General features: G+C 38.1%; 15 protein-coding genes. 11 read left to right on the top strand and 4 right to left on the bottom strand.

The features are described 5' to 3' along the window. The first annotated feature begins 79 nt into the window (after positions 1-79). The 3 genes from NSU19_RS12070 to NSU19_RS12060 are packed head-to-tail and all read left to right on the top strand — an operon-like array spanning position 80 to position 1,983. On the top strand, positions 80-772 hold the full coding sequence (locus NSU19_RS12070) for a DnaD domain-containing protein (protein ID WP_063388653.1): 693 nt from the start codon (positions 80-82) through the stop codon (positions 770-772). A gap of 41 nt (positions 773-813) precedes the next feature. Beyond that, positions 814-1,464 carry an endonuclease III gene (gene nth, locus NSU19_RS12065; RefSeq protein WP_063388548.1) on the top strand — a complete coding sequence of 217 codons (651 nt, stop codon included), beginning with the start codon at positions 814-816 and terminating at the stop codon, positions 1,462-1,464. Between the two features lie 3 nt (positions 1,465-1,467). Continuing rightward, entirely contained in the window at positions 1,468-1,983 is a 516-nt protein-coding gene (locus NSU19_RS12060; RefSeq protein ID WP_339196696.1) for a YpoC family protein, read from the top strand. A gap of 110 nt (positions 1,984-2,093) precedes the next feature. Here the strand turns inward: NSU19_RS12060 and NSU19_RS12055 are convergent, their stop codons facing one another. Beyond that, complete coding sequence (locus NSU19_RS12055; RefSeq protein ID WP_339196694.1) at positions 2,094-4,721, bottom strand: PBP1A family penicillin-binding protein; 2,628 nt, start codon at positions 4,719-4,721, stop codon at positions 2,094-2,096. Positions 4,722-4,761: 40 nt separating this feature from the next. Next, positions 4,762-5,358, bottom strand: a complete 597-nt coding sequence (gene recU, locus NSU19_RS12050) for a Holliday junction resolvase RecU (RefSeq protein ID WP_327863925.1) — start codon at positions 5,356-5,358, stop codon at positions 4,762-4,764. A 106-nt stretch (positions 5,359-5,464) separates the two neighbouring features. On the opposite strand from recU, the gene NSU19_RS12045 reads away from it, so the two are divergent. The 3 genes from NSU19_RS12045 to NSU19_RS12035 all read left to right on the top strand — a co-directional run bounded on the left by NSU19_RS12045 (position 5,465) and on the right by NSU19_RS12035 (position 7,359). Then, positions 5,465-6,409 (top strand): DUF2515 family protein, encoded by a 945-nt coding sequence (locus tag NSU19_RS12045; RefSeq protein ID WP_339196690.1) that lies wholly within the window; start codon positions 5,465-5,467, stop codon positions 6,407-6,409. A 309-nt stretch (positions 6,410-6,718) separates the two neighbouring features. Further along, positions 6,719-6,946, top strand: a complete 228-nt coding sequence (locus NSU19_RS12040) for a hypothetical protein (RefSeq protein WP_066251875.1) — start codon at positions 6,719-6,721, stop codon at positions 6,944-6,946. A 50-nt stretch (positions 6,947-6,996) separates the two neighbouring features. Next, positions 6,997-7,359 carry a YppE family protein gene (locus tag NSU19_RS12035; protein ID WP_066251871.1) on the top strand — a complete coding sequence of 121 codons (363 nt, stop codon included), beginning with the start codon at positions 6,997-6,999 and terminating at the stop codon, positions 7,357-7,359. Positions 7,360-7,607: 248 nt separating this feature from the next. Here the strand turns inward: NSU19_RS12035 and yppF are convergent, their stop codons facing one another. Next, the gene (yppF, locus tag NSU19_RS12030) at positions 7,608-7,793 is read right to left on the bottom strand and encodes a YppF family protein (protein WP_063388541.1); all 186 of its coding nucleotides are present in this window, start codon (positions 7,791-7,793) and stop codon (positions 7,608-7,610) included. Between the two features lie 159 nt (positions 7,794-7,952). On the opposite strand from yppF, the gene NSU19_RS12025 reads away from it, so the two are divergent. Continuing rightward, complete coding sequence (locus NSU19_RS12025) at positions 7,953-8,267, top strand: YppG family protein (RefSeq protein WP_094246113.1); 315 nt, start codon at positions 7,953-7,955, stop codon at positions 8,265-8,267. A 735-nt stretch (positions 8,268-9,002) separates the two neighbouring features. Here the strand turns inward: NSU19_RS12025 and NSU19_RS12020 are convergent. Next, positions 9,003-9,470 carry an Hsp20 family protein gene (locus NSU19_RS12020; RefSeq protein ID WP_066251868.1) on the bottom strand — a complete coding sequence of 156 codons (468 nt, stop codon included), beginning with the start codon at positions 9,468-9,470 and terminating at the stop codon, positions 9,003-9,005. A gap of 147 nt (positions 9,471-9,617) precedes the next feature. On the opposite strand from NSU19_RS12020, the gene NSU19_RS12015 reads away from it, so the two are divergent. From NSU19_RS12015 to NSU19_RS12000, 4 genes are all read left to right on the top strand, one after another. Then, positions 9,618-11,900: a DEAD/DEAH box helicase gene (locus NSU19_RS12015; protein ID WP_339196686.1), complete on the top strand. Its 2,283-nt coding sequence runs from the start codon at positions 9,618-9,620 to the stop codon at positions 11,898-11,900. After that, positions 11,891-13,150, top strand: coding sequence for a ribonuclease H-like domain-containing protein (locus NSU19_RS12010; protein ID WP_311066258.1), 1,260 nt, complete (start codon positions 11,891-11,893; stop codon positions 13,148-13,150). The genes NSU19_RS12015 and NSU19_RS12010 overlap by 10 nt, the downstream gene beginning before the upstream one ends. A 988-nt stretch (positions 13,151-14,138) precedes the next feature. Then, positions 14,139-14,537, top strand: a complete 399-nt coding sequence (tnpA, locus tag NSU19_RS12005) for an IS200/IS605 family transposase (protein WP_094245197.1) — start codon at positions 14,139-14,141, stop codon at positions 14,535-14,537. 11 nt (positions 14,538-14,548) lie between these two features. Beyond that, positions 14,549-15,661, top strand: coding sequence for an RNA-guided endonuclease TnpB family protein (locus NSU19_RS12000; protein WP_003353586.1), 1,113 nt, complete (start codon positions 14,549-14,551; stop codon positions 15,659-15,661). Positions 15,662-15,847 lie beyond the last annotated feature (186 nt).

Genomic DNA, 15,847 nt, shown 5'->3' with positions numbered 1-15,847 from the left:
GAGGTTTCGTTTTTCAACCATGCATTCTGAAGCCATGAATGGCCGCAATCATGGTATACTTATTTTGAGGTGTCGAAATATGAAGAAAAAACAGTTCACCGAATTAGTGGAAGATGGATCACTGACCGTTCCCAATATACTGCTGCGGAATTATGCTGATTTAGGTTTGTCAGAAAAAGAATTTGTTCTCCTTTTGCACGTACATTCCCACATTCAAAAAGGAAATGCTTTTCCAACTCCTACAGAACTTTCCGACCATATGACAATCACAACGGCGGAATGTGTCAAATTGCTTCGGAGTTTAGTTCAGAGAGGTTTTTTAACGATAGAGGAATTTGAGCAAAACGGGATGATTTATGAGAAATATTCTTTAAAACAGCTATGGGAAAAGTTGTATGATGTAGTCGTCATGGACCAAGATCAAGAAAAAGTAGAAAAGGAAAATCAATTATACACCATCTTTGAACAAGAATTTGGACGACCTCTTTCCCCGATTGAGTGCGAAACGTTAGCTTTTTGGATCGACCAAGATCATCATGATCCCGATATTATCATTTCTGCATTAAGGGAAGCGGTGATCTCCGGAAAATTAAATTTTCGATATATTGATCGGATTTTATTTGAATGGAAGAAGAATGGAATCAAAACAATTGAACAAGCTAAAAAGCATTCACAAAAATTTCATGAATTCAATCAAAAACAAAAGCAGTCTACTCAAGGGGAGCAAGAATATAAAAGGAAGGTGCCTTTCTACAACTGGCTGGAAAACTAAAATTTTTTTCCTCGTTCAAGCTGATTGAAAGGTGATGGTACATGCTATCAAAAAAGAAAGTAAAAGAATGCTTAGAGGTTATCGGGAAAATGTTTCCTGATGCTCATTGCGAGCTTGTGCACAGCAATCCTTTTGAACTGGTCATTGCTGTCGTTTTGTCTGCTCAATGCACGGATGCGTTAGTCAATAAAGTAACAAAAAATTTGTTTCAAAAATATAAAACACCTGATGATTATTTGTCTGTCCCGTTGGAGGAATTAGAACAAGATATTCGCTCCATCGGCCTTTACCGTAACAAAGCGAAAAATATTCAAAAATTATGCAAAATGTTAATTGAAGAATTTGACCGAAAAGTGCCGGAAACTAGAGAGGAATTAATGAGCCTTCCTGGAGTAGGAAGGAAAACGGCAAACGTTGTTTTATCTGTTGCGTTTGGAAAACCTGCCATCGCCGTCGATACACACGTTGAACGGGTGTCGAAGCGGCTCGGAATTTGCCGTTGGAAGGATTCTGTATTGGAAGTGGAAAAAACATTGATGGAAAAAGTTCCTGAGGACGAATGGGGAATCACCCACCATCGGCTTATTTTTTTTGGAAGGTATCATTGCAAAGCCCAATCACCAAAGTGTCATGAATGTCCTCTTCTTTATTTGTGCAGAGAAGGGGAAAAAAGAATGAAAGGAAAGGCATAAAAAATGCACGATAGGAAGATGTTTCATCTCCCTGAGCAATTTCAAAATACTGCATTTTTTGACGAGGAATCTGTATATTTGCATCCAACTGATTTTTTTTATTATGATCTTCAATATTTGGCTGGAATGGATGATACGAGACCGTGGGAGGCGAGCGAGCAATTTTTGCCCAAGCTTTTTAAGCAGTGGAAGGAAATTCAAACAGAGATTCAACGCACGATAACAAAACCGTTTAAAATGGATCGACAAAACATGATGACAGGGATCTGCCTCTATATCCAACTTCTTTATTGGCTCAATGAAAAGCCGGTTCATTCACTGCAATTAGACGAAATAAAGAAGCTGGATATAGCTCCCGTCAATATTGAAGATCGTCTAACGTTTATTTTAAAAAAGCCTACTCAATATCATGCATATATTCAATTAAATGAACTATTTACAGAAACGGAAAAATTGTTTTATAAACATCAGGCGATCAAAAAAGCAAAACAAAAGGGGGCTTCGAAAAATTCAGGGTAACTGAATTTTTCGAGCCCTCTCATTTTTTTTATAACAAAAGCCAGTGGAGAAAAACGAGCTGTTTTTCTTCACTGGCTCCATTTAGGAACTTATCGGACAGTCCCTTATTTTCATTGCTGAACAGCAGGCGTTTCGGTTTGTGAATTTCCGTTTCCACCCGTTTGTGAACGATTGAAGTTATTGCCTGGATCTTGAGGAGGAGTAGGTCCGCCGCCTTGATTGCCGTTTTGTGTACTGTCATTTGGCGTCTGCGGCTGTTCAGGATTCTCGTTTTGATTTTCCTCTTCATTTTGCCCGTTATTTTGTTCATTGTCATTTTCGTTCTCCAATTGATCCTCTTCATCTTGTCCTTCATTTTGTTCCTGTTCAGGCGGCGGCGTTAATTCATCTGGTAATTCTTCTTGCTCCTCTTCCTCCACAGAAGGTATTTCGATCATTGCGCTTGCAGGATCGCTTCGCATGCTGTCCCTTACAGCTGTAACGCTGAATTTATATACAGAACCAGGTTTCACATTTGACAAGACATACGATTTGTCTTTTGTAGTCGTTAATACTTTGGAAGCAGCGTTATCGATCGAGGCGCTCACTTCAAATGAAACGTCCGATTCACTGTGATTCCAGCTAAGCTTCACTGCATTCGTTTTTTGATCATAATTGATGGATAGGCCTGACGGTTTGTCCAGCTTTTCATATTTCGTTGAAACTTTTGTCGGCTCTTCGCCTCTTACAAAATATTCGTACGTAATCATATTTTTTGGCGTATATTTGCTTGCAAGCTTCGCCGGATTAGATCCTTTTTCGATTGCCTTTTTCACCACGCTTTTCGGCTGTTTGAAATCGGATGAATCCCCGTCAGATACATGCCGCATTAGCTTTCTAAAGATGTCTCTGGCAATTTGTTGTTCCCTTTTTGTTATATACATTTTCTCTTCATTTTTCTCATATCCAGTCCAAACAGCAGCTGTGTATTTTGGTGTATAGCCGACAAACCAATTGTCTTTTGCTGCACCGCGCTCCGGATGATATTTTGCTTTTTCTTGCTCTGTAAAGTTCGTTGAACCCGTTTTGCCGGCAATATTCAAGCCAGGCACCCGAGCTCTTGTACCGGTTCCTCGTTCTACAACGGTTTTTAACATATCGGTGATCATAAATGCTGTGTAATCGCTCATTGCTTCGACCGGATCTGGTGTTAAATCAGCTTTTGTTCCATCAACAAAAACAACCTTTGTTACGGAATATGGTTCATTGTATATACCGTTGTTGCCAAAGGCGCTGTAAGCCCCCGCCAATTGAAGAGGGGATATGCCGTGTTCAAATCCGCCGATTGCATATGCTTCTGTAATTTTATCGATTTTAATTCCCAATTTCTCGGCAAATGCTTTTGCCCTCGATTCACCAACCTCTTGAAACGCCTTTAATGCTGGGATGTTTCTTGAATCAGCCAATGCTTCTCTGATTGACATCTGCCCTTTATAGCTGCGGTCATAGTTGTTTATTGGTTTTCCGTTTGAATACGTGTACGGCTCATCAACGATTTGGTGATACGTTGACCATTTTAAATGCTCAATGGCAGGGCCGTAATCTAAAATAGGCTTAATGGTTGAACCAGGCTGCCGTTTTAAATCAACAGCATAGTTAAATCCGCCAATCGGTTGGTTTCTCCCGCCGCCGATAGCGCGTATTTCACCTGTTGTCGTGTCGATTAGAGCAATTCCAGCCTGAAAATATTTGCTCGGATAACTGATTTCATCGCCGTTCAATAATTGTTCAACATATTCTTGAGCATCTGTATCGATTGTTGTATAGATTTTTAATCCTGCTGAGCTTGGATCAACGCCAAGCTTTTTTCTTACTTCTTCAATCGCATGTTCAATAAAGGCATGATATTTGTTTTGCTGCTGTTTTGGTTCAACTAATGATTCTGTGATGGATGTTTGTTTAGCTTTTGCCGCTTCCTCTTCACTGATAAATCCGTTTTTAACCATTAAATTTAAGACAACATTGCGGCGCTTTTCCGCCAGATCGGGATTTTTTCTAGGGTTGTATAGATCAGGATTTTTAATCATCCCAGCCAGCATTGCCGCTTCAGACAGCGTGATGTCTTTAAGATCCTTCCCGAAGAAAGCTTCCGTAGCTCTTGCGACGCCGTAATAGTTGCCGGGATAATAAATTCTGTTTAAATACATTTCAAGTATTTCATCTTTTGAATATTTTTGCTCCACTTGCAAGGCAAGCCATGCTTCTTGAGCTTTTCTTTTTAATGTTTTGTCAAGAGATAAAAAGGAAAGCTTGACAAGCTGCTGCGTAATTGTACTTGCACCTTCAGAACCGAATCCTTCTTTAAAGTTGGCAATTACAGCGCCTCCAATACGAATTGGATCGATTCCGTTATGTTTATAAAATCGAACATCTTCCGTAGCAATAAACGCATCTTTTACAACTTGCGGAATTTCATCGATTTTCACATATGTCCGTTTTTCCGAACCGACTTCACCTATTTCATTTCCGTCCTTGTCATATACTTTTGATGACATATTTCCTTTTAAAAGATCATCATTTAGAGGAGGTGCTGTTGCTGCAAAATAAGCAAATGTCGATGTTCCTCCAATGATGCCTACGAGCCCTAACAAAAGAATGAAAAACACAATTTTTCTTGCGATTCCTTTTTTCTTCGGCTTTTTTTTCTTACTTGCTAAAGCTTTTCGTCTTTCTTCCCTCGATTTATATTGTTGACTCATTATAAATCCAACCTTTCATTTAGAATGAAAAGGGCAGTAGCTAAAAATATAACTTGTCTATTATACTAATATAATCAACTCTTGGGCAATAGCCAAGGGGGATATGGTGACCACATTCTACAATTTCTTGATGCGAAATCGATTTTCTTCCCCCGTTTTTCTGTCTTTTCCAAAAATGCATCAATTTTTCAGCCTCTAAGAAGTATATTTGATTTAGTTTAGTGAATCGTATAATTAGAAAACATATTCCGTTTTGTTCGAGCACAGCTTTCATATGCTCGAATTGATGATCATGAATATTTTTTAGTGGAAAAGAGCTGTTTTTTGTCTCTTTTGCTTCAAAGTCAATATATTTGCCTTTATAAACTCCGTTGTAGTCGGTTGTTGAAGCCTGTTTAAAATAAGCTTCTTTAATGACTGCTGCGCTCCGTTTCGGATAATCAACCGAAACGATTTGGATCGGAGTCGGTTTTTTATGGATGACAGCTATTCCATTTTCCCTGTAATAAAGATTTGTCTCATTTAAGTCGTCCTCGAGGGTCATCCCTCTATTTGAATATTGTATTTCAACTGGGACTGGATTCGCTACATTTTGTTTAGCTTTCCACAACTTTCCGTTAGGATAACGAATAGCCAAGCGATCTCCTCCTTTTTCCGGCTATTTATATCTTAACAAAAAATGTTAACCTTTTTTCGATGAAATGACTTCATTATACATGATTTAAGTTGAAAGAGGGAATACTATGTCACTACATGATATAATATTACAAACAAAATTAAAAACAGATGACGGAAATGTTGATAATATTTCACGGACGGAACGATATGCAAAGTTTTATAAAAAACATCCGGAAGTAAAATGGGCGTTGCTGGCAAGCATGGTCTCCAGAAACGCCGGCTGGTTTATGACAGATTTAGAAGGTATTCCCCTCAAACAGGCTTTGCCTTATGAAAAACGGCAATGGCTCTTTTTATCAGTTGAAACCGCAAACTGGCTCATTTTTGCTGATGCTTATCCACAGCTTTTACTATATGAATATTCCAAGCGTCACAACAAACCGATGTTTTATTTGCTCGAAGCTTTTCATGTATCCGCCTTTATGATGGAGGAGTGGGAACGCTTTTTCCGCACAAAAGATGAGAAAAGGCTTTTAACCTCCCTTATTATTAATGAGCAGCATGTTATTCAAAAACCGGTTATTGATCATCCATTATTTAAAAAATTTGTCTTTCACAGCTTGCCGTTTATTTTTCAAGATCTATTTCATTTTCGCGTTATACTGTTTCCGACGTTAACAGGAAAATTGTACGGATTTTCCACCCATCAATTCAGCCATGTCAAAAAACGGATTGAATTGGGAAAAAGGCTGGCATGGCTTTTATTTCATCCTCTTTACCATGGACAGTTTCTAAAATTTTCAAATCGTGTAATACATACAGGATCACGGTATGATTATGAAAAATATATGAAAAAAACAACAAAAAGAAAATCCCCATATTTAAGGACGGCTTTTCCGATAATCTCACACGAAATAGACGAAAAAGAAAGAGAATGGTTTCATGGGCAGAGGCTCGGAAAGTATTATAAAGATCCAGAGATTCCGAAACGAATTGAATTAACTAACTGGTATGAGAAAAAACAGTCCCAGCTACATTTATTATGCATGATGAAGCAATACTTACAATAATGGTCAGGCAATGAGCCTGACCATTTTTAAGTAGAGGGTCTGTTTGGACCTTCAAGCTTTTTGTCTCCAACTCCTCGCTTTTTTTCTTTTTGACTATCATTTTGAATGGTTTTTTTATCGTTTTTCATCATAACACCTCCCATGTTTATTTTTTCTAACCTGAAAAAATACATGCGCACAATGAAGCGGATTTTTGAATGCAGGGAATTTACACTTTTTTTGCCGAATCACAACTAGTTTTGTCAAACAGGCAGGACTCATATTTAGGAAGAAGAATTTTTTAGCAAAAATAAGAAAAGAGGGATGCTGATGAGTTCGTTTATAGAAAAGCAAGAGGCATTAAAAAAATTGCAGGAAATTGAAAAACAAATTGATCTTTTAGAGCAGCAATTGACGCAAAATATAGATAAAGAAATTCATCGGACAAAACAAGCCGTTTCAAACTTTATAGAAAATGGAGAAGAAAAGATGAATAAATTTGAGAAAATGTGTGCAGAAAGGAAATTCGTGCGGAGCTTGAGAAAAAAGGTAGTATAAAATTTGGTAAAACAAAAAAAATTTGCTATGATGAATCTGAGGTGAGAACCTTGGATGAAGAACAAGTCCGGAAAATCACGGAGCAATTGCTTCAAGTGATCCAAAAAAGTGCTCAACGCTTCGAGAGAACCAAGAAGGAAGGACTGGAATACGATTTTTTTGCCGAAATTAAACCGAGTGTTGACAAGATTTTGCCAATATTGGATGAATGGGAAATTGTTGCGAAAAAATGGATCAATAAGTACCATCCTAGATACCTGCATTCGCAACAAATTGATACGGCAAAAGAGCATATTGAAAACATTGTGATCCAATCTTTTTTTCAAGATACAAGCAAGGTGAGATTTAAAAATATAAAAGAATCTGCTGAATACACATTAAGAAGCATGATCCGTGAAATGGAAAAAAAATGAATGAAAAAGGGGAAGCGGAGAAGCGAGCAGTTTCTCCGCTTTATTATGTGTGAAATATATAGACACAATCTATTGGGCTTTCGATTTACGCAAAACCTTACTTCGTTTGAAGAAATCTTGGGGTTAAAAGATTCTATCTAAAAAATATCCGTTCTTTTTTGTCAATCTATGCTATTGAACTGCCGTAAACGGGACTATTCGTAAGCGGCAAAAAGAGGCCGGAGAAAATTCTCCCGCCTCTGCTTGATTTAAAGGATGTATTCAGGTGTAACGGCTCCTTGCTGTTCTAGCGTTTTGACAATATTTCGAAAGTCTTTGATGCTGATGTTTTCATAAAGATACAATCTGCGAGCAAAGTCCAGCAATTCATTTGCACATTCTGCTTCGTATTGCTTCTCCATTTTAAATCTTTCCCTCAATGTTTGAACCGTCATAAAACATCCCCCCCTAACACTTATATTAATATGTTACCATCTCTTTTGTAATTATCAATTTTAAAAAAAATAAAAACTTCCGACACTATTTGACATCTCACCCTTTAAAAGGCAAAAACATATTTTATGATTAGTTAAGTTTTTATTGGAGGGATCAAAATGTATCATGATCATGCTTATGATTGGTTAAGACCTGTTTCTTACGATCAATATTTCATGATGAATCAACATGTTGTTCCTTATTTCCAATCTCCATATTATCAGCCTTTTATGAATCCGTATCCTCAGCCTTATCCAAGCACGCTGCCTATGATGATGCCAAAAGGGTCAAATCCTTCATTGCTTTCTTCATTTAAAAAAGCGGACGGACAGATGGATTTTAACAAAATGATCGATACAGCAGGACAAGTTGTTCAAACGATGAATCAAATGAGCTCCCTTTTAAAAGGAGTCACGCAAATTTTTAAAGCTTGATGCTGAATAATGAGCTTTGAAACGATGTAAGGCGCTAGGGATGCCGTTCGCCGCAAGTCAAGGCTGTTTATGCTTTGTTGGATATACGAAAAAATCCTTTTTATACCAAAAACCTATTTTTGGAAAAAGAATATTTCCAATCGGGAACAACAGCTGATGACATAATTGCCCGGGGAATGATGAGTACCGATCACAAAACAGACAATTACAGGATGCAATAGGAAAAATGGGACTGCCCGATAAGTCCCTAAAAGGAAGCAAGCAGAGAGAAACAACGCGTTTCTCTCCACTTGCTTTTATATTTTTCGATTTTTATCTGAAAGTAGCTGGCGGATGCCGCTATTTCAGGAAGTGTAAGCTAATGAGAAAACAATACCTCATCTTGCATCGTCTTCACCATTTTGTCTATGACACGTGCCACGTGATGTTCTGGTATGAGCAATTCAATATCGAAAATTACTTGAACTTGACGGTTGTCATATAGTTTGAAAGTAGGAGGGAATGTTAATTTCCTTTGTCAGGAGTATTTTCTTCTTTTACATCTAGTGAAAGTGCTGTTTCCGTAGTAATCATTTGATTGGTTCATAAAAAATCGTCCTTTCTGTGATGTTGGGTCCCAACTACATTTTATTTAGAAAGGACGATTTTTTTTTGCTTTTTTAAAAGTGGAAAAATGAGGGACTCCAAAAGTCAGTTACCCTGACTTTTTGGACAACCTCTTTGATTAGAAGCATATTAGTCAATATTTATTTTTGTTTTTTTGGAAGGGATCACAATTTTCAGCTTTTCATTTTGAAACGATGCTTTAATACGTTGTACATCTAAGTAAGCTGGCAAATAAAAGGATTTCGCAAATTTGCCATGAGACTTGAACATTTGCGTCATCTGTTTTTCATCATTTGTTTGTTCAATATGTTGATCTTGCTGAATGGAAATCGTTAATACATGATCATACGATTCGATGCGTATTTGCTCTTTTTTCACTCCTGGAAGCTTTCCCTCTAACACCCATTCTTGATCGGTTTCATGAGTGTCAAAATGAAAAAAGGGAAGGGACATTGCGGCATCAAACAAATCATGAAACGGTTTTAATAGCGATTGAATGTAGGCAGGATCGAAAAATTGTGAAAACCTGCCTGGAAGCGGATCTAGTTGGGAAAACACGGGCAAAAATTCATCATGTTCCTTTTTGTCTTTTTTCATCTTGCTCTCTCACTCCCTTTCTTTTTTTCACATTTATATGCAAAAGAGTTTCGAAAAGTTTATACGAAAGCTTCCAATGAAAACATGCTTTATTTACGAACGTTTATTCGTTAGAATAGATGTAGTGAATTCGAGGAGGAATGGGTCATGCTTGGGCGGAAACCTTTTGAAAAAGTCATCCATGATTTTAGACATGACGAGCGTTTTCGGGATCAGATTGTATATTGGCACACAATACCTGAAAAAGAAGCAATCACAGTTCCTTTTCCAGAAGATATGGATAACCGATTGAAGGAAATGTTGAAGAAAAAAGGAATTGAACAATTATACAGTCATCAAAAAGAAGCGTTTGAATTAGCGTTAAATCATCACAACATTGTCGCTGTAACCCCGACAGCGTCAGGAAAAACGTTGTGCTACAATTTGCCTGTTTTAAACGCAATATTAAAAAACAATAACACGAGAGCATTATATCTTTTTCCGACAAAGGCGCTAGCTCAGGATCAAAAAAGCGAACTGAATGAATGGATTGAAGGAATAAAAACGGAGATAAATTGCTATACATACGATGGAGATACTTCTCCAACGATCCGTCAAAAGATTCGAAAAGCTGGTCATATTGTTATGACAAATCCTGATATGCTGCATTCAGGCATTTTACCGCATCATACGAAATGGGTGTCGCTTTTTGAAAACTTAAAATATGTCGTCATCGATGAATTGCATACATATCGCGGAGTATTTGGAAGCCATGTTGCGAATGTAATCAGAAGGCTGAAGAGAATTTGCCGATTTTACGGAAGCGACGTTCAATTTATATGTACGTCGGCAACGATTGCAAATCCGTTGGAATTTGCTGAAACATTGATTGGAGAGAAAGCGGTTCTTATTGATCGAAACGGAGCCCCAAGAAGCAAAAAACATTTCATCTTTTACAATCCGCCTGTTGTTAACAAGCCTCTCAATATCCGCAGAAGCGCCATGATTGATGTAAAAGAGATTGCGAAAGAATTTTTAAAAAACGACATTCAAACGATTGTGTTTGCTAGAAGCCGGACAAGGGTTGAAATTATTTTAACGTATCTGCAAGAGATGACGAAAAAGGAATTGGGATCGAAAACGATACGCGGATATCGCGGAGGTTATTTGCCGAAGCAGCGAAGGGAAATTGAAAAAGGCCTTAGAGAGGGAAAAATTAAAGGTGTCGTCAGCACCAATGCTTTGGAGCTAGGGGTTGATATCGGTCAGCTGCAGGTTTGCATTATGACAGGATACCCCGGATCGATTGCCAGCGCGTGGCAGCAATCAGGCCGGGCGGGCAGAAGGGAAGAGGAAGCAGCAATTATTCTCGTCGGAGGATCGAGTCCATTAGATCAATATATTTTAAAGCATCCAGAATATTTGTTTGAAAAAAATCCGGAAAGTGCGATCATTCATCCAGATAACTTAATCATTCTCGTAGATCATATAAAATGTTCGGCGTTTGAGCTTCCATTTCAGTCAGGTGAAACGTTAGACGGGGTGGAGGTTGACGATATACTTGATTTTCTGAAAGAGGAAGGCGTTCTTTACGAAAACGGAGGCAGATGGTATTGGATGAGCGATTCGTTTCCTGCACATGGGATCAGCTTGCGTTCTGCTTCTCAAGAAAATGTCGTAATTATTGACACTACAAATGGCGCAAATGTCATCGGGGAAATGGACCGATTCAGCGCCATGACGATGCTTCATGAAGAAGCGATCTATTTGCATGAAGGAAGGCAATTTCAGGTTGAAAAGCTCGATTGGGAAGAAAAAAAAGCATATGTTTCTGAAGTCAATGTTGACTATTTTACGGATGCGAACCTAGCTGTTCAATTAAAGGTGCTTGAGGTGGATCAGGAAAAGGAAAGCAAGAGCATGGAGATTGGATTTGGTGATGTCATGGTGCTTGCCCAACCGACGATATTTAAAAAAATCAAATTTGGCACACATGAGAACATTGGTTCTGGTCCTATTCATCTGCCGGAGGAAGAGCTTCATACAACAGGTGCTTGGATTAGCTTTAAAAATGACGTTTTTTCTGTTTTATCGGAAGAACAAATGGAAAAAGCTTTAGTCGGCATCAGCCATGCTTTAAAATATGTGAGTGCTCTTGCAGCAATGTGCGATCCAAACGATCTTGACGTTGTATTTCAAGTGAAATCCATTCACAACGGAAAACCGACCATCTATTTGTATGACCGATATCCAGGCGGAGTTGGGCTTGCGAAGAAAGTATTTGATGAGTTTGAAAGCTTGCTTGAAAGAACGGAAGAAATGGTGACAAACTGTAAATGCGATGATGGCTGTCCTTCCTGCATCGGTCTTGATGGAGAATCGAGCGGAAGAAAGGAGGCGGCGCTTCGGCTGCTTCAATATATAAAGAAAGGACAGATTTTATGTCCATAAAACAAAAATTAAACAGATTAAAAAATCATATCGTTCATGAAGACGTATTGAAAAAGGAACAGGATATAGAGATTCCATACTTAAAACGCTGGGAAAGCGTTGGAGTCAAGCCGTTTTTCTTTGATGGCCAATATATTCTCATCCGTGAAGTAGAATATCCGCTCAATTATCGCCATGGATTGTATGAATTGAGCGAAGTAATTGATGTTGTAGAATACTGGAATGACAATGAAATGGAGCATCCGCTATCAGCAAAAGGGCATAAACCTTATGAACTTTTCTTTTTCGATACGGAAACGACTGGTTTAAAGGGCGGAGCAGGCAATATGATCTTTTTACTTGGATTTGCGCGAATATTATTCGATAAAGTGGTGATCAAACAGCTTTTTTTGCCTGCTCCTGGCCATGAGGTTGCTTTATATCAGCGGTTTTTAAGTGAAGTAAATATAAAAACATTAGTCACATACAATGGAAAAGCATTTGATTGGCCTCAGGTGAAAACGAGGCATACTCTCATTCGCAATATGGTGCCGCAATTGCCTGAGTACGGCCATTTTGATTTATATCATGCAGCTAGACGTCTCTGGAAAAATAGATTAGAGTCGGTAAAATTATCAAATGTTGAAAAAGATATTTTGCAAGTGAACCGAAAGGAAGATACTCCCGGCTATTTAGCGCCGATCCTTTACCATCATTTTTTGAAAGACCCAAATCCTGATAGTGTGATCGGAATTTTTCAGCATAATGAGATGGATATTCTCTCCTTAATTTCACTTTATATTCATTTGTCAAAAAAGCTTTTGTTTCCCGATGACAACCATGATGATAAAGAACTGTTTGAAATGGCAAGATGGTTTCAAGCTCAAGGAAATGAAAAGCTTGCTTATTTTTCATATGCGAAAATAAACGAGCAGTCAAACAGCCTTCACCTCAAGGCGAAATTTGAAATGGCAATGCTGGCAAAACGAAACGGACGTTTGGATGAGGCAGTGAAACTATGGAGCGAAATTAAAAAACATGGACAAGGCTTTTTGAAAATAAAAGCTTTAGTCGAACTGGCCAAATTTTATGAGCATCATGAAAAAAATATTGATGCTGCATATATGGACACAAACGAAGCGATTCAAATTTTGAAACAGCTGGAAAGAATGGGAGTATCCAATCATTCAACACAAAAAGAAGAGCTGCTGAAAAGAAAATGGAGGCTGGAAAAGAAAAAAAATAAGTTGGAAGATTTGGGAGAAAGATGAAACAATTACTCGATCACAACCGTCTAAATATAAGGATTTGTTAAAAGGAATAGATGCCGGCGGTAACATATTTTGGTATTATATACGAGAAAAAACGGCATCGCCTATTAGATGCTTTTTCTGTCAAATATAAAAAATTAAAGAGAAAGATTGACTAGCAAGACCTTCCATCGAACAAGAAGGTCTTTCTCTTGTGCGCCCGGCATGTACATGAACTATAGGGTGTAAGTCCCGAACCCCGAAGACAGAAGTAGAGGTTAGCCAAGAGCAAGGGTGTCCGTGGTGACGCGGAATCTGAAGGAAGCTGGAGGCAAAACACCGGTCCGAGGAACACGAACCTCATATAAGGCTAGGTATGATTGAGTGAGTTTGCAAAACAAAACAAAGCTCTTTCTGTCGAAGGTCATATCGAGTAAATGAGGCGGATAGATGGTGTGAAAGTGCATGTACTTACCCGGGGAGGTCTGGTGGATATGTGAAGTACGCTTCATAACCTACTTAGTGATAAGTAGCTGAACCGTCAGAAGTCAGCAGAGGTCATAGTATTAGTTGGTCTAGAACAACTAAGAAGGACCGAACAATTAAGAGAGAATAGCCCTTGGCATTCAGTGAGTCATGATGAACACAGAAAACGTAGTACCTCACTTGAGGGAGGAAGCGGTGAATCCCGTGGGAGATCTCTTGGAGGGTGGAGTGACCACTGGCATAAAGAGAACAGCTATTCACGGAAGTTATAAAGACTTGCGTCAATTATCTTAATTGAACCGCCGTATACGGAACCGTACGTACGGTGGTGTGAGAGGACGGGAGTTAATCGCTCCCTCCTACTCGATTCAAAAAATTTTAACGGATTTCCGAAAGAAGTCTCCCATCCTCAAGGAATGTGCAGGGCGTAGCCCAATGAGTAGGTGGGAGATGAATTTCGGTTGGCTTTAGCCAAAGGTTTTGATATAATCAGTCTTATATATAAAAAAGGATTGATATATCAATGAAATTGGATAGTAATAATCATTCAGTGTTCCTATTACATTATCATCTTGTATTAGTTGTAAAGTATCGCAGAGAAGTGTTCACCGATGAAATATCTGATTTTGCAAAAGATATGTTCATTGAGATCGGAAAAAAATACAACATTACTTTGACAGAGTGGAATCATGATAAGGATCATATCCACATCCTATTCAAAGCACATCCTAATTCTGAATTATCGAAGTTCATCAATACTTATAAGAGTGCAAGTTCTCGACTGATAAAGAAAAACTTTCCTCATATCCGAAAAAGACTATGGAAAGAGATGTTTTGGTCAAGAAGCTTTTGCCTGCTTACAACAGGCGGTGCACCAATAGAAGTCATAAAAAAATACATTGAAAATCAAGGTCAGAAGTGAGGTGATTTGATATGGCCAAACAAAACAAAGCCTTCAAATTTCGTTTGTATCCGAATAAAGAACAGAAAATCCAATTAGCCAAAACATTTGGTTGTGTTCGCTTTGTCTACAATAAGATGCTGGAAGAACGTAAGGAAACGTATGAGAAATTCAAAAACGATAAAGAAACGCTTAAACAACAAGCATTCCCGACACCAGCGAAATACAAAGATGAATTTCCATTCCTAAAAGAAGTGGATTCTTTAGCTTTAGCAAACGCACAGATCAATTTGCAAAATGCTTATAAGAACTTTTTTGAAGGTCGTGCGGAGTTTCCTAAATTCAAAAGCAAGAAAAATAAACAATCTTACACAACCAATATGGTCAACGGCAATATTAAGCTAGAAAATGGTCATATCAAACTACCAAAAATCAAAAAGCCAATGAAAATGAACCGACATAGAGAAATACCTGCTGATTATAAAATCAAATCTTGTACTATTTCTAAAACAAAGACAGGTAAATATTATATTTCGATTTTGACAGAATACGAGAAAGATATTCAGTCAGTAAAGATTCAAAAAGTAGTTGGCTTAGATTTTGCTATGGACGGTCTATATGTCGAGAGTGAACAGGGTGAGAAAGCCAATTACCCACGGTACTATCGACAAGCATTAGACAAACTGGCAAAAGCACAACGAATTCTTTCTCGCAGAAAAAAAGGTTCTGCACGTTGGGAAAAACAACGTTTGAAAGTAGCAAAGTTACAAGAGAAAATTGCCAATCAACGCAAGAATTTTCTTCACCATAAATCAAAAGAATTAGCATCAACCTATGACGCAGTTATCATTGAGGACTTAGACATGAAAGGAATGTCTCAAGCCCTCAATTTTGGAAAAAGTGTTCATGATAATGGCTGGGGTATGTTCACTACTTTCTTAGAATACAAGCTAAAAGAACAAGGGAAACAACTTGTAAAAATCGATAAGTGGTTCCCTTCTACTAAGAAATGTTCTTGTTGTGGCAAGGAAAAAGAAATGCCATTATCTAAACGTGTATATGAATGTTCTTGCGGTTTTGTATTAGATCGTGATCACAATTCAGCAATCAATATCAAAAATGAAGGATTACGCATATTAGCATAAAGAATAATAACTTTCGGAACGAGAGGGTAAGCTCGGTCAATTTCTTATCGTTAGATAGGATTACCCGAGAAGCCCCCACTTCAAGCGACCCGCAAGGGTGGTAAGTGGAGGGTAGTTCACTATAGTGCCTTAATCAATCGGTTATGAAGGAAATGCCTATACATGATAAATATCGCGCCTGCTTTT

It is taken from the genome of Aeribacillus sp. FSL k6-2211, assembly GCF_037966125.1.
GTDB lineage: Bacteria > Bacillota > Bacilli > Bacillales > Aeribacillaceae > Aeribacillus > Aeribacillus composti.
The sequence above is the reverse complement of the archived record's forward strand: the minus strand, read 5'-3'. Positions and strand labels throughout refer to the sequence as shown.